The organism is Cedecea sp. FDAARGOS_727, from assembly GCF_012273235.1.
Classification (GTDB): domain Bacteria; phylum Pseudomonadota; class Gammaproteobacteria; order Enterobacterales; family Enterobacteriaceae; genus Cedecea; species Cedecea davisae.
On sequence record NZ_CP050966.1, the window covers coordinates 656,058 to 679,789 of the forward strand.

At 53.2% G+C, this 23,732-nt stretch carries 18 protein-coding genes, 1 tRNA gene and 2 pseudogenes; 6 read left to right on the forward strand and 15 right to left on the reverse strand.

All coding sequences use genetic code 11. From position 1 onward, the window contains the following. Positions 1-151: 151 nt before the first annotated feature. The 4 genes from malI to folD all read right to left on the reverse strand — a co-directional run bounded on the left by malI (position 152) and on the right by folD (position 4,139). Positions 152-1,168, reverse strand: coding sequence for a Mal regulon transcriptional regulator MalI (gene malI, locus FOC35_RS03245; RefSeq protein WP_016535266.1), 1,017 nt, complete (start codon positions 1,166-1,168; stop codon positions 152-154). A 70-nt stretch (positions 1,169-1,238) separates the two neighbouring features. Then, positions 1,239-2,738 (reverse strand): PTS transporter subunit EIIC, encoded by a 1,500-nt coding sequence (locus FOC35_RS03250; RefSeq protein ID WP_172568115.1) that lies wholly within the window; start codon positions 2,736-2,738, stop codon positions 1,239-1,241. Positions 2,739-3,057: 319 nt separating this feature from the next. Next, entirely contained in the window at positions 3,058-3,270 is a 213-nt protein-coding gene (gene ybcJ / locus FOC35_RS03255; protein WP_016535264.1) for a ribosome-associated protein YbcJ, read from the reverse strand. A gap of 2 nt (positions 3,271-3,272) precedes the next feature. Next, positions 3,273-4,139 carry a bifunctional methylenetetrahydrofolate dehydrogenase/methenyltetrahydrofolate cyclohydrolase FolD gene (gene folD / locus FOC35_RS03260; protein ID WP_172568116.1) on the reverse strand — a complete coding sequence of 289 codons (867 nt, stop codon included), beginning with the start codon at positions 4,137-4,139 and terminating at the stop codon, positions 3,273-3,275. A gap of 206 nt (positions 4,140-4,345) precedes the next feature. On the opposite strand from folD, the gene FOC35_RS03265 reads away from it, so the two are divergent. After that, positions 4,346-4,422 (forward strand) — tRNA-Arg (locus FOC35_RS03265). Positions 4,423-4,596: 174 nt separating this feature from the next. Further along, positions 4,597-5,763: an integrase arm-type DNA-binding domain-containing protein gene (locus FOC35_RS03270; RefSeq protein WP_172568117.1), complete on the forward strand. Its 1,167-nt coding sequence runs from the start codon at positions 4,597-4,599 to the stop codon at positions 5,761-5,763. Positions 5,764-6,055: 292 nt separating this feature from the next. On the opposite strand, the gene nikR is transcribed toward FOC35_RS03270, so the two are convergent. The 6 genes from nikR to nikA are packed head-to-tail and all read right to left on the reverse strand — an operon-like array spanning position 6,056 to position 11,348. After that, positions 6,056-6,457 (reverse strand): nickel-responsive transcriptional regulator NikR, encoded by a 402-nt coding sequence (gene nikR, locus FOC35_RS03275; RefSeq protein WP_172568118.1) that lies wholly within the window; start codon positions 6,455-6,457, stop codon positions 6,056-6,058. 5 nt (positions 6,458-6,462) lie between these two features. Then, complete coding sequence (nikE, locus tag FOC35_RS03280) at positions 6,463-7,242, reverse strand: nickel import ATP-binding protein NikE (RefSeq protein ID WP_172568119.1); 780 nt, start codon at positions 7,240-7,242, stop codon at positions 6,463-6,465. Continuing rightward, entirely contained in the window at positions 7,239-8,003 is a 765-nt protein-coding gene (gene nikD / locus FOC35_RS03285) for a nickel import ATP-binding protein NikD (protein WP_172568120.1), read from the reverse strand. The genes nikE and nikD overlap by 4 nt, the downstream gene beginning before the upstream one ends. Then, on the reverse strand, positions 8,003-8,836 hold the full coding sequence (nikC, locus tag FOC35_RS03290) for a nickel ABC transporter permease subunit NikC (protein WP_172568121.1): 834 nt from the start codon (positions 8,834-8,836) through the stop codon (positions 8,003-8,005). The genes nikD and nikC overlap by 1 nt, the downstream gene beginning before the upstream one ends. Further along, positions 8,833-9,777, reverse strand: coding sequence for a nickel ABC transporter permease subunit NikB (nikB, locus tag FOC35_RS03295; RefSeq protein ID WP_172568122.1), 945 nt, complete (start codon positions 9,775-9,777; stop codon positions 8,833-8,835). Before nikB ends, nikC begins: the two co-directional genes overlap by 4 nt. Further along, the gene (nikA, locus tag FOC35_RS03300) at positions 9,777-11,348 is read right to left on the reverse strand and encodes a nickel ABC transporter substrate-binding protein (RefSeq protein ID WP_172568123.1); all 1,572 of its coding nucleotides are present in this window, start codon (positions 11,346-11,348) and stop codon (positions 9,777-9,779) included. The genes nikB and nikA overlap by 1 nt, the downstream gene beginning before the upstream one ends. A gap of 617 nt (positions 11,349-11,965) precedes the next feature. On the opposite strand from nikA, the pseudogene FOC35_RS03310 reads away from it, so the two are divergent. Further along, positions 11,966-13,100: pseudogene (locus tag FOC35_RS03310) on the forward strand (IS3 family transposase). Positions 13,101-13,278: 178 nt separating this feature from the next. Beyond that, a pseudogene (locus tag FOC35_RS03315) lies at positions 13,279-13,437 on the forward strand (hypothetical protein); the annotation flags it as partial. A 52-nt stretch (positions 13,438-13,489) separates the two neighbouring features. Here FOC35_RS03315 and FOC35_RS03320 read toward each other — a convergent pair. Further along, positions 13,490-17,308 carry an inverse autotransporter beta domain-containing protein gene (locus FOC35_RS03320; RefSeq protein ID WP_172568125.1) on the reverse strand — a complete coding sequence of 1,273 codons (3,819 nt, stop codon included), beginning with the start codon at positions 17,306-17,308 and terminating at the stop codon, positions 13,490-13,492. A gap of 943 nt (positions 17,309-18,251) precedes the next feature. Between FOC35_RS03320 and FOC35_RS03325 the strand changes: the two genes are divergently transcribed. Together FOC35_RS03325 and FOC35_RS03330 are read left to right on the forward strand one after the other, a co-directional pair. Continuing rightward, positions 18,252-20,996 carry an autotransporter outer membrane beta-barrel domain-containing protein gene (locus tag FOC35_RS03325; protein WP_172568126.1) on the forward strand — a complete coding sequence of 915 codons (2,745 nt, stop codon included), beginning with the start codon at positions 18,252-18,254 and terminating at the stop codon, positions 20,994-20,996. A 217-nt stretch (positions 20,997-21,213) separates the two neighbouring features. Continuing rightward, positions 21,214-21,654 (forward strand): hypothetical protein, encoded by a 441-nt coding sequence (locus FOC35_RS03330; RefSeq protein WP_254065358.1) that lies wholly within the window; start codon positions 21,214-21,216, stop codon positions 21,652-21,654. On the opposite strand, the gene FOC35_RS03335 is transcribed toward FOC35_RS03330, so the two are convergent. The 4 genes from FOC35_RS03335 to FOC35_RS03350 all read right to left on the reverse strand — a co-directional run bounded on the left by FOC35_RS03335 (position 21,639) and on the right by FOC35_RS03350 (position 23,082). Continuing rightward, a complete protein-coding gene (locus FOC35_RS03335) occupies positions 21,639-21,848 on the reverse strand; it encodes a DUF1187 family protein (RefSeq protein ID WP_172568127.1) in 210 nt (69 codons plus the stop codon). The two genes, FOC35_RS03330 and FOC35_RS03335, sit on opposite strands and share 16 nt — an antisense overlap. Next, positions 21,836-22,501: a transcriptional regulator gene (locus FOC35_RS03340; protein ID WP_216845778.1), complete on the reverse strand. Its 666-nt coding sequence runs from the start codon at positions 22,499-22,501 to the stop codon at positions 21,836-21,838. The genes FOC35_RS03335 and FOC35_RS03340 overlap by 13 nt, the downstream gene beginning before the upstream one ends. Then, entirely contained in the window at positions 22,491-22,754 is a 264-nt protein-coding gene (locus FOC35_RS03345) for a hypothetical protein (RefSeq protein WP_172568128.1), read from the reverse strand. The genes FOC35_RS03340 and FOC35_RS03345 overlap by 11 nt, the downstream gene beginning before the upstream one ends. Before the next feature lie 94 nt (positions 22,755-22,848). Further along, the gene (locus FOC35_RS03350) at positions 22,849-23,082 is read right to left on the reverse strand and encodes a hypothetical protein (protein ID WP_172568129.1); all 234 of its coding nucleotides are present in this window, start codon (positions 23,080-23,082) and stop codon (positions 22,849-22,851) included. Positions 23,083-23,732: the final 650 nt, after the last annotated feature.

Consider the following 23,732-nt stretch of genomic DNA (forward strand, 5'->3'; position numbering starts at 1 on the left):
CTTAGTAACGGGATGCCAGTGTGACCCGGTTATATAACCATTGCAATATAAACGCCTTAATCATCATTAATATGGAAAATAATGAAAACCATACGTTAATAAAATGACGTTAATTATGAGTAGATTAATAACATTATTATTAATTTCAGCCTCAGGCAGATTCACGCGGAACCAGCTCTCCGGAAATAATAATGCGCTGGGCAGGCAACTCAGGCTGCTTAATTTTGCTGACGATAAGCGAGGCGGCCTGGCGGCCGGTTTCTTCGCTGGCGGCGGAAACGTAGGTAAAACTCGGTGAAGTGAGATTAATGTACATCATGTCTTCAAAACCGATGAGCGACACCTGCTGGGTAAGAAACACATCTTTACCCACCGTGCGCCCGACCTGCTGAATACCGGTGATAGCGCCGATAATTGCCGCCGGAGAATGGCACAGCATGGCGGTGATTTGGTTGCTCTTTTCCAGCATCTGCCGGGTAGCATATGCCGCTGCTGACGTGTCGTCCGCACATTCCGCCGCCCACTCTTCTCTGAACGGCAGGCCGTACTGTTGCAACGCGCTGCGGTAGCCCGATAGTCGCTCTGCGCGGATCAGGCATGACTTACTGCCGCCGAGCCAGGCAATATTACGATGCCCGCGCTCTATCAAAAAGCGGGTGGCCTGGTTTCCGGCCTGGCGGTTGTCGCGGCCAATAACATCCCGCGAGCTGGTAATCGTGGACTCAGAGATAACCACCGTCGGCAGCGGGCAGTCGGCAATGGCCTGAGGCAGCTCGGCAGAGTGGCGGTCAGCCGCCAGATAAATCACACCGGCAACACCCTGCTGGGCAAAAGACGTCAGGCAATTCCGCAGCTGCTGCTGGTCGTCGCGCGGCTGGCCGAGAAACACCATATAGCCTTGTTTCTCAAGATGCTGCACCACGCTTGCGGTGACGTTTATCGAAAAGGAGTCGTTGAAATCACGGATGATAAGACCAATCAGGTTTGAAGTGCTGGAGCGCAGGTTGGCGGCGGCGACGTTATGGACATAGCCCAGCTGCTTGATAGCCGCATTAACCTTCTCGATGGTTGCTTCGGAGATCTTCCCTTTCTGGCGCAGTACCAGCGAAACGGTAGACACTGAAACGCCCGCCAGCTCCGCAACATCAATGATATTGACCTTTTTCATTCCGCCCCTGTTAGCGCCTTTCCATAAATTTCAGCCCCCTGAAACATACAGGAGGCCGAAAGGTATTACATCACTTACCGATCATCGTCGACATCGTCTGTGCGATGAACTGTGCTCTGGCCCCGAATATCACCTGAATACCCGAGTCGCCGACGAAGACTACGCCGCGCGCGCCCAGATTGTTCAGGCCGTCTTTGTCCACCATTGTGCTGTCATCCACTTCAAGACGCAGGCGGGTAATGCACGAGCCGACGGAGTTGATGTTCGGCGCGCCGCCCAGCAGGCCGATGATATCGCCAGCCAGCTCGGTATCGGTTTTATCCCCGGCGTTGGCGGTAATTTCGGCGCGGCCCGGCGTTTTCACGTCAAAGCGGCGAATAACGAAGCGGAAGGTGAAGTAGTAAATCAGCGCCATCGGCACGCCCACCACAACCGCCATCAGGAAGTTGGTCTGGTAGCCGTTGAACGACGGCAGGATACCGAAGGAGATGTAGTCGATCATCCCGGCAGAGAAGGATTTCGCAATATGCGCATGCAGCAGGTACATACACATATAAGAAAGCCCGGCCATCACGGCGTTGAACACGTACAGGATAGGAGCCACAAAAATAAAGGTGAACTCTACCGGCTCGGTTATCCCGGTCAGGAAGCAGGTCAGAGCCGCGGAGAACAGAATACCGGAGGCAATTTTCTTATTTTTGGTGTTGGCTTCATGGTACATCGCAAGACACGCCGCAGGCAGCGCGAACAGCATCAGCGGGAACTCGCCCTGCATGAATTTACCGGCATCCTGATAGCTGTCGCTGCTGAAGGACTTCACGCCCTCTTCCAGCATTTTGAACCAAATCGTCTGGTCGCCGTGAATAACCTGCCCGCCGTGGGTGGTGTATTCCCCGAACGAATACCAGAAGGACGGATACCAAATGTGGTGCAGGCCAAGCGGGATAAGCGCGCGTTCAACAAGGCCAAAGATGAAGGTCGATGCGGCCTGATTATCGCCATTTACCACTACGGACAGTGCATCAATGCCGGACTGAATATAAGACCAGACCCACGGCAGAACCATGCCCAGCATGAACGACAGAAACGCGGTAGCAATTGCCACGAAACGTTTGCCGGAGAAGAAGCCGAGGAACTCCGGCAGCTGCATGGTGTGGAATTTGTTGTAGCACCACGCGGCAAGAATACCGGAGATAAGGCCGCCGAAGACGCCCATTTGCAGCGTCGGAATACCCACCACCATGGCGTATTTACCGCCTGCGGAGGCCATTTCCGGCGTAATGTGCATCACGGTGCCGATGGTGATGTTGATGATAAACACCGAAACCGCAGCAGAAAGCGCGGCGATGCCGGATTCTGCGGCCAGGCCAACGGCGGAGCCGATAGCAAACAGCATAGGCAGGTTATCGAAAATAACCCCGCCCGCGTTCATCATTAACGGTAAGTGAAACTTATCGCCGAACGCCAACAGCAGGCCCGCGGCGGGCAGCAAAGAAATTGGCAGCATTAAGGCGCGGCCAATCATGGAAAGCTTTGATAACGATTTTACAACACTGGACAACAGACTCATGGACGTTTCCCCCGGTGCAGACGCAGTAACCGCGTTTTGTCTGTTCACGCGTTTTTATGGTTGGTAGAACGTTCTACTAGAACGTTCTACTCAGAGTGCCGAAAGGGATTTTTCCCCGCAACTGAAATCTTCGTTGTTGCCATATTGTTATCGAATATTTGAAGTCGCGCAGGTTTTGAGTAGTGGTGACAGGGTGCGGCGCTCTCCGCCCAGCCCAAGCGTTGCGCCTGATTGGCGGAGTTTGTCTTGCGGGATTCAGTTGCAGAGCATAAGAGAAAGCAAACCCTCAGCCGGTGAGACCGAGGGTTAAGGTCAGAGGTTAGGGCTGAACGGTAATGCTCAGGCTTTCAAAAGCCACGGTTTGCCCGGCAACGATTTTGCAGCGTTTGCGGGTTTCGACTTCGCCGTCCACCTTCACCATGCCTTCGGCAATCACCGCCTTCGCCTGCGCACCGCTTTCACACCAGCCTTCCAGCTTCAGCAGATCGCACAGTTCAACATGTGGGTGTTTACCTAATGAGAAGGTCGCCATTATTACTCTCCATCGACATCATGATATTCCTCGCAGGCCTGCAAGGTATTCTGGATTAGAGTGGCGACGGTCATCGGACCCACGCCACCCGGAACCGGCGTAATATACGAGGCTTTGGCGGCGGCTTCATCATAATTTACGTCGCCGACCACTTTCCCGCTTTCCAGACGGTTAATACCCACGTCCACCACGATAGCGCCTTCTTTGATCCATTCGCCCGGAATAAAGCCCGGTTTGCCTACCGCAACCACCACCAGGTCGGCGTTCTCAACGTGCTGGCGCAGGTTTTTGGTAAAGCGGTGGGTCACGGTGGTAGTACAGCCCGCCAGCAGCAGTTCCATACTCATCGGGCGGCCAACGATGTTGGAAGCGCCAATGATGACCGCGTTCAGGCCGTAGGTGTCAATGTTGTAACGCTCAAGCAGCGTAACGATACCGCGTGGCGTACAAGGGCGCAGGCGCGGCGCGCGCTGGCACAGGCGGCCAATGTTGTACGGATGGAAACCGTCTACGTCTTTATTCGGGTCGATACGCTCGAGCACCTTCACGTTATCAATCCCGGCAGGCAGCGGAAGCTGAACCAGGATCCCGTCGATTTCAGCATCGGCGTTCAGGTCGTCAATCAGCCCTAACAGCTCCGCTTCGCTGGTGGTTTCCGGCAAATCGTAAGAGCGGGAGACAAAACCGACCTCTTCGCAAGCTTTGCGTTTGTTGGCAACATAAATCTGGGACGCAGGGTTCGCTCCCACCAATACAACGGCCAGACCAGGGGCGCGTTTTCCTGCGGCAATTCGGGCTTTTACTTTTTCAGCAACTTCAAGCCGTACCTGCTGCGCAATCGTTTTACCGTCAATAATCTTTGCTGCCATCAGAGAGAGAATTCCATCTGTAAACTTAAAGGAAGGGGATTGCTTCTATTTTGTCAGATGCGCGGCCCGCTGTCAGGCTCTGATGTGGGTTTATGCTCAATTGTCGCGCAGGTGGTTGAAAAGCCATTGACTCAAAGGGTGCTGACCGTATAATCCCACCCGCACAAAGGTGTGATTCTTCTGCAATGACACCCGCACTCCCCAGTGCGCCCTTAGCTCAGCTGGATAGAGCAACGGCCTTCTAAGCCGTAGGTCACAGGTTCGAACCCTGTAGGGCGTACCATTTCGAAGTCAACACACCTCTACTGAATTCGCTTTTTCTCCTTTATACTCCCTGATATTACTGAATTTTTCTGTCACGAGCTCTACCGAGGTCAACTCAGTTATACCCAAATCAAGTGGTCTCTGGGGGCCTTTGAGGGGGCTCATCTCGTTCAATGGAAATTAGGGGCCCCTTATGCCACTAAATGCACGACAGATTGATACTGCAAAACCTAAAGAAAAAGAATACAAGCTCACCGATGGCGGTGGCCTGTATCTGTTAGTAAAGCCTAACGGTGTGAAGTATTGGCGCTTTAAGTATCGTGTTTTGGGGAAAGAGAAAAAACTTTCTATTGGAGTTTATCCCGATATATCTCTGGCCGATGCCCGACTCAAGCGCGAAGAAGCACGAAAAATTGTCGCTTTAGGTGGCGATCCGAGCGAAGAGAAGAAAGCTGAAAAGCTAGCTCAGAAGGCTAATGTAGAAAACACCTTTAAAGCTATCACATTGGAATGGCATGAATATAAACGCCCTAACTGGTCGAAGGGTTACGCTGAAGACATTATGGAAGCATTTGAAAACGATATCTTCCCGGATATCGGTAAACGCCCAATTGCAGAAATCAAGCCTCTGGAGCTCCTTAGCTCTCTTCGTAAGCTCGAAAAACGTGGCGTCCTCGATAAGCTTCGCAAGATCCGTCAGGCCTGCAACCAAGTATTTCGTTACGCCATAGTTACCGGCAGAGCTGAGACTAACCCTGCCTCAGAGCTGGCAAGTGCATTAACTCCGCCAAAATCTGTGCACTACCCTCACCTATTAGCAGATAAACTTCCTGCTTTCTTAGAGTCTCTCGCTGCTTATTCCGGGAGCCCAATAACTCGGCTAGCAACAAAGATTCTGATGCTAACAGGCGTTCGAACCATTGAACTTCGCATGGCTGAATGGAAAGAGTTCGATTTCGATAAACGTGTCTGGGAAGTGCCGGTAGAAAGGATGAAAATGCGCCGACCTCACCTGGTACCATTATCTGATCAAGTTGTGGCTGCACTACGAGAAATCCAAGCTGTGACAGGCCGTTATAACCTGGTATTTCCTGGCCGTAACGACATCACTAAACCAATGAGTGAAGCTAGCATCAATCAGGTACTAAAAAGGATTGGGTATCACGGTAAAGCTACGGGACACGGCTTCAGGCACACAATGAGTACTATCTTGCACGAGAAAGGATATAACACGGCATGGATCGAGTTACAGCTGGCTCATGTGGATAAGAACACAATTCGCGGCACGTACAACCATGCGCAGTATCTGGAGCAGCGTAGGGAAATGTTGCAGTGGTATGCAGATTATATTGGTAAGTAAAAATCAATCATAGCTTTTGAGACTATCGTTAAATTAGCTAGTTATTAGTAGGTAGCGTGAATTCTAAAGCTTAGCTCCTCCGTTTGGGAGGAGTTCAACCAAGTAAATTTTTTTACTGATTTTAATTTACGCTTACTTCAGAAACGTTACCCTTGCGTCTGGCTGTCTGCTCTGTGCCAGAAACGGACGTTATGAAGCGCAAGTATTTTGAGAGGTGTCCTGGCAGCTTTTTACATTAAATATCGTCGGTTTCGGGCTCATTCACAAAAGCTATGCTGCAGTGATGTAATGTTCATTTTATTTCAGGCAAACACTGCAAATGACCGTGGCGGACGCCGCGCTGGGAAATCACATCATCGGCAAAATGCTGAACGTCCCCCATGTCGCCTTTCAGCACGGCGATTTCTAGGCAGTCGTCGTGGTTAATGTGGACGTGCAGCGTTGCAACGGACAAATCATGATGATGATGCTGGGTGGAGACGAGCCGGCTGGCTAAATCGCGTTTCTCGTGTTCATAAACATACGAGAGCACCGCAAAGCCCTGAGTGCCGTGTTCCTGGGTGGTTTCCTGCGCCAGCTCGCCGCGCAGAATGTCGCGGATTGCTTCGGAACGGTTATTGTAGCCACGGCGCTGGCTCAGGCTGTCCAGCTTTTCCAGTAAATCGTCATCGAGAGTGATAGTGACACGTTGCATCTGATTTAAACCTTTTTTGTCGCGCTACGGCGCACAGGGAATGCGGGAAGTACCGCATTTTGTAACACACGTCCGGCGTCAGAGGAAAAGGTTAATGTATCCCCCACGGTTTGCGTCTCGACGATCTGTCCCTCATCCATGACCATAACCCGGTGGCAAAAGCGCTCGACCAGGCGTAAATCGTGAGTGATAAACAGACAAGCGGTGCCAAACTGCTGCTGGAGTTTTTTGAGCAGGCGAATTACGCCTGCCTGGAGGACAAGGTCAAGGTTTGACACCGCTTCATCAAGGATCAGCAGTTTGGGTTTTACCGCCAGCGCCCGTGCCAGGCAAACACGCTGGAGCTGCCCGCCGCTCAGCTGTGGCGGCCGCTTGTCGAGTATGCTGTCGTCGAGATCGACGGCATGGAGCATTTCGCTGGCCCGCGCCAGTTGCTCTGATTTAGTCAGCGACAGCAGGTGGTGCATTGGTTCGCGCAAAATCTCACGCACGGTTTTACGCGGGTTAGCCGCGCTGATGGAATCCTGAAACACCATCTGAATATCCCGGCGGAACGCCTTTTGTTTTGCGCGATTCAGTCGCGAGAGCGGCTCGCCGCGCCAGCAGACGCTGCCCTGCGTTGGCGATTCCAGCCCGACGAGCAGGCGCGCCAGCGTGCTTTTTCCGCAGCCGCTGCGTCCCAGCAGGGCGACGGTTTCACCACTTTTCAGCGCGAAAGAGACGGCTTTTAATACCTCTGAACCCGTATACTGGTGGGTGATCGCAGAGACGCTGAATAATGTCATGATACCAGCTCCATACCGTACAGGGCGAGATGTGCCGCCACCAGATTGCGGGTGACGCTGTGTTGTGGCGCGCAAAACAACGTTTCGACGTCGCCCTGTTCCACAATGCTACCGTGATCCATAACCGCCACATCATCCGCCAGGCGTGCGACCACGCCCATATCATGCGTCACCAGCAGCATTCCCAGCGCACGGTTTTGCATAATATGTTCCAGCAGGTCGAGAATCCGCGCCTGGGCCACCGCGTCCAGATCGGTGGTGGGTTCATCGGCGACAATAAACGGCGCATCGCACAGCAACGCCATCGCAATCATCATGCGTTGCAGCATGCCGCCGCTCATTTCGAACGGATACAGCTGCAAAACGTGCTGCGCCTGCTCCAGTCCAACCGCTTCAAGCGTGGCGATGAGCGTGGCGTCGTCAGACGGTTTACCCAACACCTGGCAGGTTTCCCGCGCATGATCGGCCATTGTTCGCAGCGGATTAAAAGCGCTGCGCGGATTCTGCATGATGGTGGCCACTTTGATGCCGCGCAGTTCACAGGGCGCAATCGGCCTGCCATCCGCAAGAATGGCTCCCGCCGTCTGGTGTACGCCTGCGGGCAGAATGCCGAGTGCCGCCGCGCAGGTTAGCGATTTGCCGCTGCCGCTGCCGCCGACCAGCGCCAGCACGCGTCCGCGTTTAAGTGTCAAAGAGACGCCATGCACCAATAGGCGCTCGGCGCGCAGGGCAATGTTTTGCAGTTCAATCTGTTGTGGCATCAGTGGACATGCTCCGTGACCAGATGAGGATCCAGGTGGTCGCGCAGCGCGTCACCCACAATATTGAAGGCCATGACGGTGATAAACAGCGCCAGCCCAGGCCAGAACATTTGCAGCGGCTGGGTCCAGATATACTGGCGCGCGTCGTTAATCATCACGCCCCATTCAGCGGTGGGTGCGGTGACGCCCAGACCGAGGAACGACATTCCGGCGACGTGCAGCATCATGTGACCAATATCCAGCGTCGCCAGCACCAGCAGCGATGGGATCGCCGCGCCGGCCAGATGGTCGATAAACACCCGAACATGACCCGCGCCGGAAAGCCGGGAGGCAAGCACAAACTCGCGCTGGCGCAGGGAGATCACCAGGCTTCTCACCATTCGCGCATACCATGCCCAGTGCGACAGGGCGATGGCGATAATTACGTTGGTCAGCCCGGTTCCCAGCACACCGACCATAAAGAAAGAGAGGATCGAGGTCGGGAAGGTCATAAACATATCCGCGACGCGCATGGTGGTCTGATCGACACGACCGCCGATAAGACCCGCGCTGCCGCCGACGATGAGCCCCAGCGCCAGTACCAGCAGCAGGCAGGCCATCACCGAACCGAGCGAAACGCGGGTTGCCGCGAGCAGGCGTGAGAAAATATCGCGGCCAAGATGGTCGGTACCTAGCCAGTGCTGGCTTTCAGGGGCCAGCAGGCGTGACGGTAAATCAATGGCCTGTGGGTCATACGGCAGCCACCACTGGCTGGTGAGTGCAATCACCGCCAGCAGGGCGATGATCACTAACGCTAAGCGAACAGACCAGCGAGAAGTGAGGAAAAAGTTCACGAATGCGCTCCTTCATGGCGACGAATGCGCGGGTCCAGTGCTGCGTTCAGCAGGTCAACAATCAGGTTACAGACCACAAAAACAATCACCATCATCAGGGTAAAGCACTGGATAACCGGATAGTCGCGGTTAAATATCGCCGAAACGGCATAGCGCCCCACGCCGGGCCAGGCAAAGATATTCTCGATAATCATGGTTCCGCCGATCAGTTCGCCGATATGCATTCCCACGGCGGTGATCATCGGTAGCGAGGCGTTACGCAGAATATGGCGGCGCTCGGTTTGCCTGTCGTTCAGACCGCGCAGTCGCGCCCAGGTCACGTGACGCTGCCCGGCGACTTCCAGCATGCTGGCGCGCAGCAGACGGGCGTTAATCGCCAGCGACATAAAGGCTATCGACACTGCGGGCAGAATAATGTGTTGCCAGCCACCGTAGCCCAACGCAGGCAACCATTGCAGGTAAACAGAGAAAAGCATCACCAGCAGAAAGGCGAGCCAGAAGTTGGGCATCGACACGCCGAGGAAGGCGATAACCCGCACGGCGAAATCCGGCAGACGATTGCGATGGCGCGCCGCCCAGATACCGAGCGGCACGGAGGTGAGCAGGATCAGCACCAGCGCCGCTCCCGCCAGCAGTAATGTGGCGGGCAGGAAGTTCAGTACATCATCCAGCACCGGACGCTGGGTGGCGAACGAGATGCCAAAGTCCAGATGCAGCGCCTTCCACAGCCAGGTGCCGTACTGCACAATAAGCGGCTGATCCAGCCCCAGCATGATACGGGTGGAAGCCACCATCTCTGTCGTCGGCGGCAGGTTCGACAAGCGCAAATAGTCGAGCACCGGGTCGCCGGTCCCCAAGCGTAGCATCAGGAAGATAATCACCGAGGCGGCGAAGATCATCGGCACCAGCAGCGCCATGCGCCGCAATGCGTAACGCAACATCAGGGTTTCACCGGCTTAATCTGTTCAAACGGAATGTCAGAGGCAATCGGCGCGTAAGGGATTACGCCCAGCTCCGGTCTGGCAACCACCATCATTGAGACATAGCTGATGGGCAGGTAGACCGCGTCGTTGTGCAGCCGCGTCAGAATGTCGCGGTATAGCGCCTGACGCTGCGTTTCGTCAGTGGTTTCCAGTACTTCACCAATCTCTTTATCAATAATCGGCTTGTCGGCCAGGCCCTGCTGCGCCTGAAAATCGGCATGCGACGGCACGCGCATCGAACTCATAAAGGCGTGCGGATCGTACGGCGCGCCCCAGGTACGGTTAAAAATCATGCCAAATCGACCGTCGCGCTGGCGGGCATAAATGCTGCTCTCTTCTTCGCCGACTAACGCCACATCCACGCCAATTTGACGCATATCCGCCTGGATGATTTCCGCCATCGATTTGCTCAGCGCATCGGTACCAATAAATAACAGTTCAATGCGCAGCGGCTGACCGTTTTTCTCACGGATATCTTTCCCGGCAGGCAGCGTCCAGCCTGCCTTTTCCAGCAATGTTTTTGCCTGCTGCGGGTCATACTGGCGCGGCTTCAGGCCAATATTGGCGTAAGGAACGGTGGGGGCGAACATCGTATCAGCGACCTGCTGGGTGCCGTACAGGGCAGTATCGATAAGCGTTTTCTTGTTCACTGCATAGTTCAGCGCTTCGCGTACGGCTAACTCGTTGGTTGGCGCTTTTGCGGAGTTGAGCGCCAGCATGACCGTCTCTATCGGCTGGGAAAGCTGGGTACGGTATGCCGGGTTCTGGCTGAAGCGGGCGAACGTGTCGAGCGGCAACAGCCCTTCATTGCCATACAGCAGGTCGATATCGCCGGTTTCAAACGCTACCGCGCGGGTGGTTGGGTCCGGGATCACCTTGACGGTAATCTTTTGAATCTTCGGCTTTTCGCCCCAGTAACGGTCGTTACGTACCAGCACATCGAACTGATTGAGCTTCGTTTCTTTTAATACCCACGGACCGGTGCCAATCGGTGCTTTAATACCGTGCATGGTCTCATTGTCTTTAAACTGCGACGGGGCGATAAAGCGGAAAGGACGCGGCAGCGCCAGCTCTTGCAGGAACGGGTAGTAGGCGCTTTTCAGGGTGATTTTTAGCTGATTTTTGTCGAGCGCTTTGACGTTAACTATCTGATTGACCAGCTCCAGCCAGGCGTGACGCTGGCGATTATCCAGCACGACGCGGAAGTTCTCTGCGGCGGCATGGGCGTCAAACGTTTCACCGTTGGAAAATTTCACATCATCACGCAGGGTAAAGGTCCAGACTTTGCCGTCCGCCGAGTGAGTCCAGCTTTTCGCCAGCCAGGGGGTCACCGAGCCGTCCGCTTGATACTTCACCAGCGGTTCATAAACCATGCTCTGGGCGAACATCTGGTTTGGCGTGTAGAGGTGCGGATTGAGCGGCCCGACGTTAACTGGCCATGCGGTGGCTATTTCATCCAGGGGGTGGGCATTTGCAACAAAAGAGGCAAGAGAAAACAGCAGCCATAACGAACAGCGTAGTCTGGACATAACATAAGGCCTTGTAAAAGAGAGATACAACCAAAGAGGTATGATGATTTTATTAATTTGTCATACTTATCGGTTGAGGTAGATCAAGTAGCGTTAAGATTCTGATGACCAGAGAGAAAATAATGAATTCATATGGAGCCCTGGTTTACCGTTGAGCACAGCGCGTTGTTAATCCGTTGCACTATCGTTGATCCTTACTATAAAAATATACAGAACGTGCGTCCCTCCATGATGGAGGAGAGTACATTCAGGTCGAACTGGACAAGGGAAATGCGATAAACAGCCATGAACTCGCATCATGAATTGTGGAGAATATCTTCATTTCCCGGCATCCCCCTACTTCCGCTTTTCGCTCACAGCGGACCTTTAGCTCTGTTAGCTTTTCCGCTCAGTGCCATGAATCGACTGCAAGGGTAAATAAGATATCTAAAAGTTAATGGTTGCCACGATGGGTATATGGTTGAGATATCGATCTGGTTCTGGCCGGTATTTTGGCTGGTGTGTAGTGGCTGAAGGTCATGGTCTAGACATTGTATGTTAAAACTAGGCAGAGCTTTGTGGAGTGCCCCCAAGCCCGTAGACAAATCTGCCCTATAGTTTGAGCATAGGAGGAATCTATGGGCACACCACGATTTACCCCAGAGTTTAAGGAAGAAGCTGTCCGTCAGGTCACTGAACGGGGCTATTCCGTTGCCGATGTTTCTGAACGCCTCGGCGTATCGGCCCACAGCCTTTACAAGTGGGTCCGGTCTGTCAGGCCGGATAACAGCGAGCATCAGGCGCAGGATTTACTGGATGCGCGGACGGAGATTCTCAGCTTAAAGCGCAGCTTAAACGTACTGAGGAAGAACTGGATATTCTGAAAAAGGCAGCGCGGTACTTTGCAAGGGAGCCCGACTGAAGTACCGCTTCATCAACGATCACCGTGAAATCTGGTCGATCGTAACAATGTGTCGGGTTCTGAAGGTCGCCCGTGCGGGATTTTACGTCTGGCTTCATCGCCCAGTTTCTGCCGGAGAAAAGGATAATCAGCGGTTGCTGGAGCTCATCCGCGATGCTTATGCACTGAGCGGCGGAGTCTACGGTTATCGCAGGGTTCACGGCGATCTTCGTGAAATCGGTGAAGTATGCAGCAGAAACCGTGTTGCCAGAATCATTAAGCTGAACAGGATACAGGCCGTACATGGCTATAAGGTCCCGCGTGGTGTCAGGGGAAGGCCGTCACTGATAGCTCCTAATCGCGTACAACGGGAATTTACTGTGGTAAAACCCAACCAGGTGTGGGTAACTGATATTACCTACATCCGCACCTGGCAGGGTTGGCTGTATCTGGCGGTGGTTATCGATCTTTTTGCCCGTAATGTGGTGGGCTGGTCGATGAAACCAACGCTGTCGCGCGAGCTGGCACTGGATGCGCTGCTGATGGCAGTCTGGCGGCGTAAGCCTGCAGAAAACGTCATAGTGCACAGCGATCAGGGCAGTCAGTATGGCAGTGATGACTGGCAGCGGTTCTGCAGGGCCAACAATCTTGCGCCGAGCATGAGCCGGCGTGGCAACTGCTGGGATAATGCGGTGGCAGAATCGTTCTTCAGTTCACTGAAAAAAGAGCGCATCAGAAAGCGGATATACAAAACCAGGGACATGGCCCGGGCAGATATTTTCGATTACATTGAAGTGTTCTACAACCGGACCCGACGCCACAGTCATCTGGGTTGCGTCAGTCCGGAGGCCTTCGAAAAGGCCTCACCGTGAGGACAGAAACTGTCTACCGGAATGTGGTCACTCCACCAACCGTATGAAAAAGTACGCTAAGTATTTTTTTAACCAAATCGGGGTTCTACGCCGGAACCCCTGATTTTTCCGTTATCCCAGTTTCAGCCCGGCAACCAGTGTATCCAGGTCAATAGCCCTGGATCATCTCCGGGAACAGGGTGAAACCGTGAATGATGAAGATATCGCACGCCTCTTCCCACTTTGCCACGGACATATCAATATACTCGGCCATTATTCCTTCACTCTGGCAGAGCTTGTGACGAAAGGGCATCTGCGGCCATTAAAAGAGGCGTCCGGGGGAAAAAATATTGCTTAACGTGAGTTTTCGTTCCACTGAGCGTCAGCCCCCTTAATGCGCAGCAGCCTTATTATACGTTTCTTACAAATACCGCAAAGCGCCCAGTTCCGTCAAAATCAAAAGTTAGATCACCATGGCTGCCCAGCCCAATTACATAATGAGCAGGTTCTGATGCTTCAACAGCACGACATGATGTCCATACTCCATAATAGTAAGTAAATCCTGTCTTTTCGTAGTTGTATAGATCTCCCCATTCGCTCCATAAATTGCCGACTCCGCGTTTACCAAACCCAGGCCGAGGACCCGTCACCGGGGCGTTTGTCAACTCCCCAATCGTTGGCAAATGGTAACCTTGTGAATCTGAAGCTGCTTTTTGTGCCTGGTCCCAACCGTAACCTGAATCGCGCCCTTTTATGAACCAGTGTGTCAGAGAGAAGCTGTATTGAATAATTTTTCCCTGACCATTGACCGGAACCCCCCTGATGGTGGCATGACCAGACATATATCTTGGTGGTTCGCTTAATTCAACTACTCCGTCTGATACAGATACCCAACGGGCATCTGACGACCAGCGATAGTCAGCTGCTGACTTACCGTCTTTAGGAACTATGGTGAAAGTCGCCCAGTCAAAGCCGGTGGTCGGGAAGGTCCCTTCTTCGCTGGTCTGTGTAAAGGTATGAGGATTAGCCTGAGTATTGATGGACGCAGGCGGCTCATCCCCCAGGGTGATGGCGTACTTCTCTGAGGTACTGCCGGCACTCCATCCGCTCAGCTTCAGCGTCGCCTGGTTGTCCGTGCTCGCCGTCTCTGCCGTGTACGTCGCCCTGTAGGTCCCGTCCCCGTTGTCCTTCCAGCTGCTGCCGGTTTTGAGTGTTGCATTCGGTACCGTCACCGTCGAGGTGGTCAGCAGACCTGCGTCTCCCCTCAGCGCTTTCTGGTTTTTATCCTTCAGCGTCACCGTGATAAGCATGTCGTCGCCTGACAAATAGGTGTCCCTGTCACGCGCGATAAGAGACTGGCTCTGGTCCGGCTGCGTCGCCGTGATGGCGTACTTCTCAGAGGTACTGCCGGCAGGCCATCCGCTCAGCCTCAGCGTCGCCTGGTTGTCCGTGCTCGCCGTCTCTGCCGTGTACGTCGCCCTGTAGGTCCCGTCCCCGTTGTCCTTCCAGCTGCTGCCGGTTTTGAGTGTTGCATTCGGTACCGTCACCGTCGAGGTGGTCAGCAGACCCGCGTCTCCCCTCAGCGCTTTCTGGTTTTTATCCTTCAGCGTCACCGTGATAAGCATGTCGTCGCCTGACAAATAGGTGTCCCTGTCACGCGCGATAAGAGACTGGCTCTGGTCCGGCTGCGTCGCCGTGATGGCGTACTTCTCAGAGGTACTGCCGGCAGGCCATCCGCTCAGCCTCAGCGTCGCCTGGTTGTCCGTGCTCGCCGTCTCTGCCGTATACGTCGCCCTGTAGGTCCCGTCCCCGTTGTCCTTCCAGCTACTGCCGGTTTTGAGTGTTGCATTCGGTACCGTCACCGTCGAGGTGGTCAGCAGACCCGCGTCTCCCGTCAGCGCTTTCTGGTTTTTATCCTTCAGCGTCACCGTGATAAGCATATCCGCGCCAGTGACGTAGGTGGCGGTGTCGGTTTTAATGGTGGAGGTATTTTCATCCGGCATGGTGGATATCAGCGTTACCGCCGCACTCAGGCTGCCCATCGCGATACCGTTGTATTCCGGCACTATGGTGTATTTTCCCGCCGAGGTCCCTTTCAGGGTCGCCGTATACGTGCCTTTAATGCTGCTCTCCGTGACGGCGCTTTCCGTAATGATGCCACCTGCCGGTATCTGACCGCCGCTGTCTTTCACCACGAAGGTCAGGCTGTCCTTCAGGCCAGCGAGAGAATTACCCTGTGCATCCTTCGCAACCAGCGTCAGCGTGGAGATGGCCGTGTTGTCGGCCATGATGGTTTCCGGGCTCGCCGAGAACACCGACTGCCCTGCGTCCGGTGTGCTGCTGCTGATAGTCACCCCGGCCGGGGATAATGTGATGCCACTCACCGACGGCGTTAACGTCACCGTTTCATTGTCCGTCCCTGCCGTCACCGTGACGGTATACACACCTGCTGATTTTCTTGTGAGCGCTGATACCACGGCGGTTTTCAGCGTGCTGTTTTTCAGGCTGATATCCTTCACGTCCATATCCGCAGGCTGATTACTCCCGTCCCGCAATGTCAGGGTCAGCACCTGCGTGCTCTTCCCGTCCGCCGGTAGCACACTGCTCACCGGCGTGAAAGTGGAGGTCTGCTTATTTATCTCCGGCGCCTGCACCGTAACCTGGGTATCACTCCGGTCAGACCGGTTGCCCTTAGTGTCCACTGCCACGCCGCTGACGGCGTACGTGTTCACACCCTGTGCAGATGCCTGGTATGGCGGCAACACTACCGCGTAATCCGCGCCATTCTGTACGATTTTACCACCGGACGCACTCAGGGCCGGGTCTTCCCAGTCGATGCGGGCCAGCCCGTATGTACTGGTCACTGACACACCCAGCGACTTCTGCTCCCCGGGATATCCCGTAACCAGGTCTGCCGTGTGCAGTCGGATGATGTCTTTCTTACGGTACTCCAGCACAATATTGTTATTACGCTCCACCAGGTTATACCGGCTGCCGGCCAGGCTGCGCATCGCCGCCACCGCAGTCGGGTCGACCTGGGCGCGCCACGGCACTCCGAGCTGGTAGTTCATATCCACCGTCAGCCGGGTGTCGCCTTTCCCTGACTGACCCTGACGCTGCTCTGCTCCCAGGGTAATCAGCGGCACCGGCGTATAGTTTATCCCGGCTGTGATGGCGTGCGGGTTCTTCTGACGCTTGTCTACCCCGAACAGGGCCACTTCCTTCCCGTAGTACTGCTCATAGGTCAGCTTCCCGCCCAGCTGTGGCAGGGATGGCACCCACGCCTGCGCCCTTATATCCCAGCCGTTGGCTGGCCGCTCCTGATAGTCGGCCAGGTCCCGGGAATCCTTCCAGTCCGTCAGGCGCATATAGCCGTTGACGCCCAGCTTCAGAAAGTCACGCCAATATTCCACCCCGGCCCCCATACGCGCGTGGTCCCGGGACAGGTCGTAGTCCCCGAACAGGTTCCCACCCAGCATGTATGTGGGGGTGAAGTGACGCAGCCCTGCCCCAAGGTTAGCCTGGGTCCGGCTGTCGGTGCGGTGCAGGTTGCCCTGAGTGAATACCATCTCATTGCCCCGGTCATAAAGGGGGATAAGCAGGTCAAACTGCGAGTTTTTCAGGGAGAAGTTTTTATCTGCGTCCAGCTGCACGCGGGCGGTACCAAAATGGCTCAGCCACTGCTGCAGGGCACCACCCGCCTCACCGGTGGCCATGCCGCGGGCCATCGAAGCTGCAGCATCACCTTTTGCGCTGCCGGACAGGAAGCTCCCGGCCTGGGTGACATATCCGGCCACCTTCTGCGCCTGCTCATCGCCTTCTTCTGCAGAGGAAGTCCTGTGGGAGGAGGTGCCACCTGACGTGGTTTTATTATCCTTTCCCGTCATCAGCGGCACGTCCACATCATCCCCGGGGCGCAGGCCGTTCAGGCCGCGAGCAAAGGTGCGGAACGCATTCATCTCGCGCAGTTGTTCAGGTGTGAGGTGGAATTTTTTTGCCACAGAAGCGGCGGTCTCACCGGCGCCGAGGGTGTAGACCTGCATACGGGGAGCGGATAACGGCGCAGTCTGCTGCAGGAAATGTTGTTCGCCGGCCGTGGCCATCACAGGGGTGAAGGCCGCCGTCAGGGGCAATGTTGCCTGTACGGCGATGTTGAGCCAGGCAAGACAGCGCAGCCCCGGTGAAAAAGCCACATCCGCAGGCAGATGTGAAAAGTGTGAACGTTTCATTATCGAATATCCATATTTGTATGACAGAGAATTAAGTTCATCAGCAGCAAAAAAACGACAGCTCTGTGAAGCTGACGCAAGATAATGAGACCCGAAAATAGAACGATTCCGGAAAACGGCGGAATGATACATTCTCAATTTAATATCGACAAAAACGATCAATAAAATACAATTAAATGGCGAGACCTATTGTTTTGTGGTGTATTGATCGCCTGAACCGATCAAGGATTTTAAAAAAGAAAAGGGAATTCTCTTAATATTCATCATGAAAGAGACTGTATTGCAGAAAGTAAAATAAGTAAGAAAAAGTAATTGCGCGTTCCAAATAAACATTTGAAACATAATAAACACATTAATTTTACCCGCTCGTTTATGGTGTGTTTAATGTAAGGGGAATAACCAGGAGATATGTATAGTTTTTGCAGATCTGTGAGAGGTATTTAGCGTTGTAGTTCTGACTTGAATCCAACGATTGCCATAATACGATCGCAGAAAATATTATAATTATTAAAGTCACACTTTATCGCTACCTGAAATACCGGGGGGTACAGATAGGATGCAAAAGGTAGCGAATCTGGCCATCGATAAGCTCTTGGTGTCATTACGCCTGTGCCGGCATTTTACATCAGACCCGTATCTGCAGGTGTTCCCTGGACAACGAATGAAGATGTTTCTGATAAGTCATTAATCTGTGACCGCATTATCCATGTGTATTATTTCATGAAGAAATAAGTTGCCTGACAGTTAAATTACATCAAAAACCGGAAACACTGCTTTCCATTGAAATGTTTACTTGCATTTTGAGACGTAGTTCAAGATAAAAAATTATTAATTATACTGCCCGCGAAATCGGTAATTGGTTTTACAACAAAAAATCAATGATCGACATAATTGATATTTGTCTTCTATTATCCCTCGTTCACAATATAAGTGGAGTTTTTGCATGATGAATGCACATTTCAAACCGCGTCTTCTGACTATCCTTGTCCTGACTGCCATTCCAGGTGCTGTGGATTTGGCATTCGCAGGTGATTATAGCGATGGTCACTTTCATGTGGTGAAAGTAAGCTTTGGCGGACAGGATATTAATGTCATCAACAAAACGCATGTTGATTTCGATGAAAATCCTGCAGGAACCGGACTTCTGGAAATAAATTCTCTCGCAGTAGCTGACTCCAAAGTTAATCTTAATCGTGCAGGGCGTATAGGTCCGGTAACCACGACAAATTCAAATGTGAATTATGGAACTAAAGGCCTGTTACGCATCAGTGATGACAATGCTAATGATGATGTTGCCGGTACTGTCGATATGCAAGGTGGCACTGCTATATTCGACAATGTTCTGATTGAGAATAAAGCATCATCTGTTGCTATTGAGGATAAAGAAATATATGAAGGTGCCGGTGTAGCCATTACTGGCGCGGCTAAATCTGACAATATTACCTTTGGTCCTAAAGCTATTGTTCGCTCATACAGGACAAGTGGCTCTGATCCTGTAACGGTCAAGACCGGTGAGGGAGTTATTGTCAAAAACTATCAAGGGAAAATTACCGTCAATCAATCACAGATTACTGGTGGACTAATCGGATTGCATGTTTTTAATCAATCCCCAGAAAGCAAGGCCTCTCAAATTATTCTGAACCAGGCAAAAATCAATGGCGGCTCTCTTGCTATTGATTATAAGGGAAATGGGTTGTTAACCATTAATGGCGGCGTAATATCTAACAGCATAGACATCGGCACTGCGGGTGAAAACCAATCAAATGTAATTAATGTTGTCAATGGTGCATCTGTTACGAGTGACGGATACGCGGCGGGATTAAATATTCACGACAACAATAGCCAATGGTACAGTAACAAGAACACGTCATCACAGATTAATATTGCTGATTCAAGTATTACGGGGGGCAGTCAAGGTATACGGATCCATGCGCAGGATGAAACCAAATCAGATAAAAAGGTTACGCTCAATCTCAATCATGCGCTGATAACGTCAACGCGAACCACAGGTGATGCTATTTATGTGAGGAGTACCGGGACGACAATTAATATTGCCAATGGCACTCAGCTGCATGGTGGAGCGACAGGCAATGCGCTGCATGTTTATGATGGTGCATCAGCCAGCGTCAACGTCAACAACTCTGCCCTTAACGGCAACGTCATCAACAAAGGTACCACCAGTATCAGCCTGGCTAACAGTGCCAGCTGGACCGGCACCATGCAGAACGTCACCGGCATGAATCTGGCCACAGGTACGGCCCTGAACCTGACCGGCAATTCGACTATTGGCAGTCTGGCCAACGGCGGAGCGGTTTCCCTGGCAAATGGTAATAATGTGGGTACGGTGCTCACCGTGGGTAACTATACCGGCAACAACGGCAACCTGCTGTTCAACACTGCCCTGGGGGGTGATAAGTCCGCCACCGACAAGTTGGTTATCACCGGTAATGCGGCGGGCACCACAAATGTCTCCGTCAATAACATCGGCGGGACCGGCGCCAAAACGGTGGACGGCATTGAGATTATCCATGTGAATGGCACCTCAACGGCGAATGCCTTTAAGCAAAAAGGCCGTATTGTCGCCGGCGCATATGACTATAAACTGATGAACCGAAATAACAGCTGGTACCTGGACAGCCATAATACTGGACTGAGTCAGGGTCTGGGTCTGGGTCTGGGACCTGACCCGAAACCCACCCCGATTCATCATGTGGTTCGCCCGGAAGCCGGCAGCTACATCGCCAACCAGGCCGCGTCGTCCATGTTTCTGACCACCCTGCATGATCGCGCAGGGGAAAACCGCTACATGAATGCCCTGGATGCAGAAGGTAATGTGACCAGCCTGTGGCTGCGCCAGGTGGGGAACCATAACCAGTTCCACGATAACAGCGGGCAGCTGAAAACTACCGGCAACACCTATGTGGCACAACTGGGTGGTGACCTGGCACAGTGGAGCAACACCGACCATGACCGGTTCCACCTCGGGCTGATGGCTGGCTACGGTAACAACAAAAACAACACCCGGTCCGGCGTATCCGGATACAGCTCAAAAGGCAGCGTGACAGGTTACAGCGCAGGCCTTTACGGCACCTGGTATCAGCATGATGCGGACAAAACCGGGGCGTATGTGGATGGTCAGCTGATGTACAGCTGGTTCAACAACCATGTGAACGGGGATGCGATTGCGGCTGAAAGCTACAAATCAAAAGGACTGACGGCCTCAGTGGAAACCGGCTACACCTTCGCGGTGGGTCAGTCCGGTGCAGCAGATAACCCGACCGGTTACTTCATTGAGCCGCAGGCACAGGTGACCTGGATGGGCGTGAAGGCGGATGACCTGACGGAGAGCAACGGAACCCGTATCAGTACCCAGGGGAACGACAACGTTCAGACCCGTCTGGGCATGCGCGCCTTTATGCAGGGTCACAACCGTATCGATAACGGTAAAAGCCGCTCTTTCCAGCCGTTTGTGGAAGTGAACTGGCTGCACAACACGAAGCGTAACGGAGTTGCAATGAACGGCGTATCACTGGAGCAGGCCGGTGCCACCAACATCGGCGAAGTGAAGCTGGGTCTGGAAGGCCAGCTGACTAAACGTACACAACTGTGGGGTAATGTCGGTCAGCAGATTGGCGATGAGGGCTACAGCGATACGACCGCGATGGTGGGTGTGAAGTACAACTTCTGAAGCTGAACACGCATCTGAAACTGTCACAATAAGAGTCAGAGCCCCGGTATTTATTACCGGGGCTTTTTTGTCTTACTTTGTTAGCATGCCAAAATTTTGGCGGCTTCCCGGTCCCCCAGGGACTGTGGCTGTCAGTGTCTGATACGCACACTATGCCAACATTTTACACGTATCAGGCCTCGCCGATGGTTTCCTCGAGCAAGGGTACCCAGAACTGTTGACAAAGATGCGCACCTTGAGCGCGTTCGGTACCACGTTGTGGCAGTTGATGAACCCGGTAGAAAACCAGGCCAAACCGGAACGGTACTCTCAGCATAAACAAGCAATGCCTACGCTTGCACTGCTACGCGAGGTCGGTCTGTCCTTGCAGGCGGACGATTTCGGCGCTCGCTTCAAGGAATTCTCCGGCAAAAACCGCACACCTGGTTTCGACAATCCATTGAGCCGCGCACGCAGCGAGCGCATACCTATGGTGGCGACCGACGAAGACGGCGCGCGCGGTGAACTGGATATACGAGGACGCAGTCAAGAACGTAGCGCCCTTACAGGCGAGCGTCACCGCGTTGCGGTTCCGGTGCCTTGTATGCCCCGGGAGCCTCTTTGCCCTGATGCAGAGCCCTCTGCCTCGTTCACGGAGCATCGTTACACTGGCTGCTGAATAATCCTCACATCTTCCGCCTTCTCACAACAAAACTCCGTCAGCCTGACCCGAAATCCATGCCCCTTTCCGGCTTCCCTGGCCCGCGACAGCATATTTTCACACTCCGTCTGCGTCAGCCGGCGCGCTGAATAATATGTCCACAATACCGGTGCGCCTCCCGCCTTGTGGATGACTGCGGTTATACGGTACATTCGCCTGTCTCCTCCTCTTCCTGGTTCCCTGGCGTCGTGTCATCAGGTGTCTCCAGCTCCGGAATACCCGGCAGTCCCCCGTTTCGTTCATACACAAACTGTAAAAATGCCATCTGCCGGAATCCCGTCTTCGCCAGTATTTTATGCCGGTGCGTATACAGCGTCTTGACCGGTCTGCCCGTCAGTCGCGACAGTGCCGGTACGCTCATCCCTGACAGAAAAAGCGGCAGCAGACGGCGCTCCGTCAGCGTCAGGCCGTTGCCTGCAACACGCACCTCTTCCCTTCGGGGATCTGCCCACAGTGACAACCTTCTCAGGGCGAGACGCAGCGAGACAATATTCTGCTTCTGCGCCACAATACGGTCTCCCCGGCTTCCGGCCGGAAATACCCGCCCGGTCTCCTCCCGTGTCAGCCAGACCGTCGTGGCGTCAGGTCGCAGGACCTGCAGGGCGTTAAACACGGTCCACTCCCCCCGGAACACTATCCGGCTGTCCACCGCGATAATGATACGCCGCGCAACCCACACCTCCCGCGGCAGACGGTGTGCACAGAAGCCTGCCTGCAGGCAGAGCATCTCCGGCATCAGTGCCGCAAGCCCTGCGTACAGCCAGCTGTTATCCGTCAGCACTATCTGCAATACGTCACTGTTCATGTGGTGTACCACTCCCCGCATCACGACGCATAAACCAACCCTGCCAGCGCGTGATTTGCCTCTCGGCAGAATCCACTAACGTCGTCAGCCGCATAAAAGCACCATGAGCAATGTAACTTTGATATCCGGATACACGTGCATGCACCCGTGAAAACAACAACTGTTGGTAACATTTCAGGAACCTGCCCGTCCGGATAAGCGTAAGCTTTGCCGGACGGGCGTTCAGCGCCAGCCTCTCTTTTATCTCCATCATGCCTTCTCCTCAGACTCCCCCGCGTAAGCAGCGCGGGGGAAGATAAACGCAATTAAAAATAAAAAACCAAAGGTTAAAAATTAAAGGCTAAATGCTAAAAACCCTGACGACACACCACGCAGAACATGTAGGTGTCGTAGTTGCTGCCGGCGTGGGCCTGGTACAGGGTGACGAGGTAGTGCTTGCCGCTGCTCGCCTGCTCCGACGACCAGTTGCCGTAGCTGGCGAAACCCGTGCCACTGTACTGGAATAAGTCCCCCCACTCGCTCCAGAGGCCGCTCAGTGTACCGCGAATAGAATGACTCGGGAAAACGGCGGAATGATACATTCTCAATTTAATATCGACAAAACGATCAATAAAATACAATTAAATGGCGGGGCCTATTGTTTTATAGTGTATTGATCGCCTTAACCGATCATGAATTTTGAAAAAGAAAAGGAATTCCCTTAATATTCATCATGAAAGAGACTGTATTGCAGAAAGTAAAATAAGTAAGAAAAAGTAATTGCGCGTTCCAAATAAACATTTGAAACATAATAAACACATTAATTTTACCCGCTCGTTTATGGTGTGTTTAATGCAAGGAGAATAACCAGGGAATATGGATAGTTTTTGCAGGTCTGTGAGTGGTATTTAGCGTTGTACTTCTGACTTGAATCCACCGATTGCTATGAATGATGAAAATAAACAATGGTTTCAATGGCATCTCATAAAATAAAAGGAGTTCTTATACTGAAATTTTATATATCATTCATTCTGGCATATACCGGAGTATCAGTTCGGATGTTCACTGACGTTGCGTGATGAGGAAGGTCAGGCATAAGAGGCTTTAGCAATGGTGCACACACTGAACAAAATGATAAGGGCAGATATGCCAGAAAGCGTTTTTTTGTTTGAGAGCAACTACCCTCTACGGGGATGTTTATCCAGACCTGATTTATTCAACAAAACTAGCCTTGGGTGAAATGCGCCTGGTG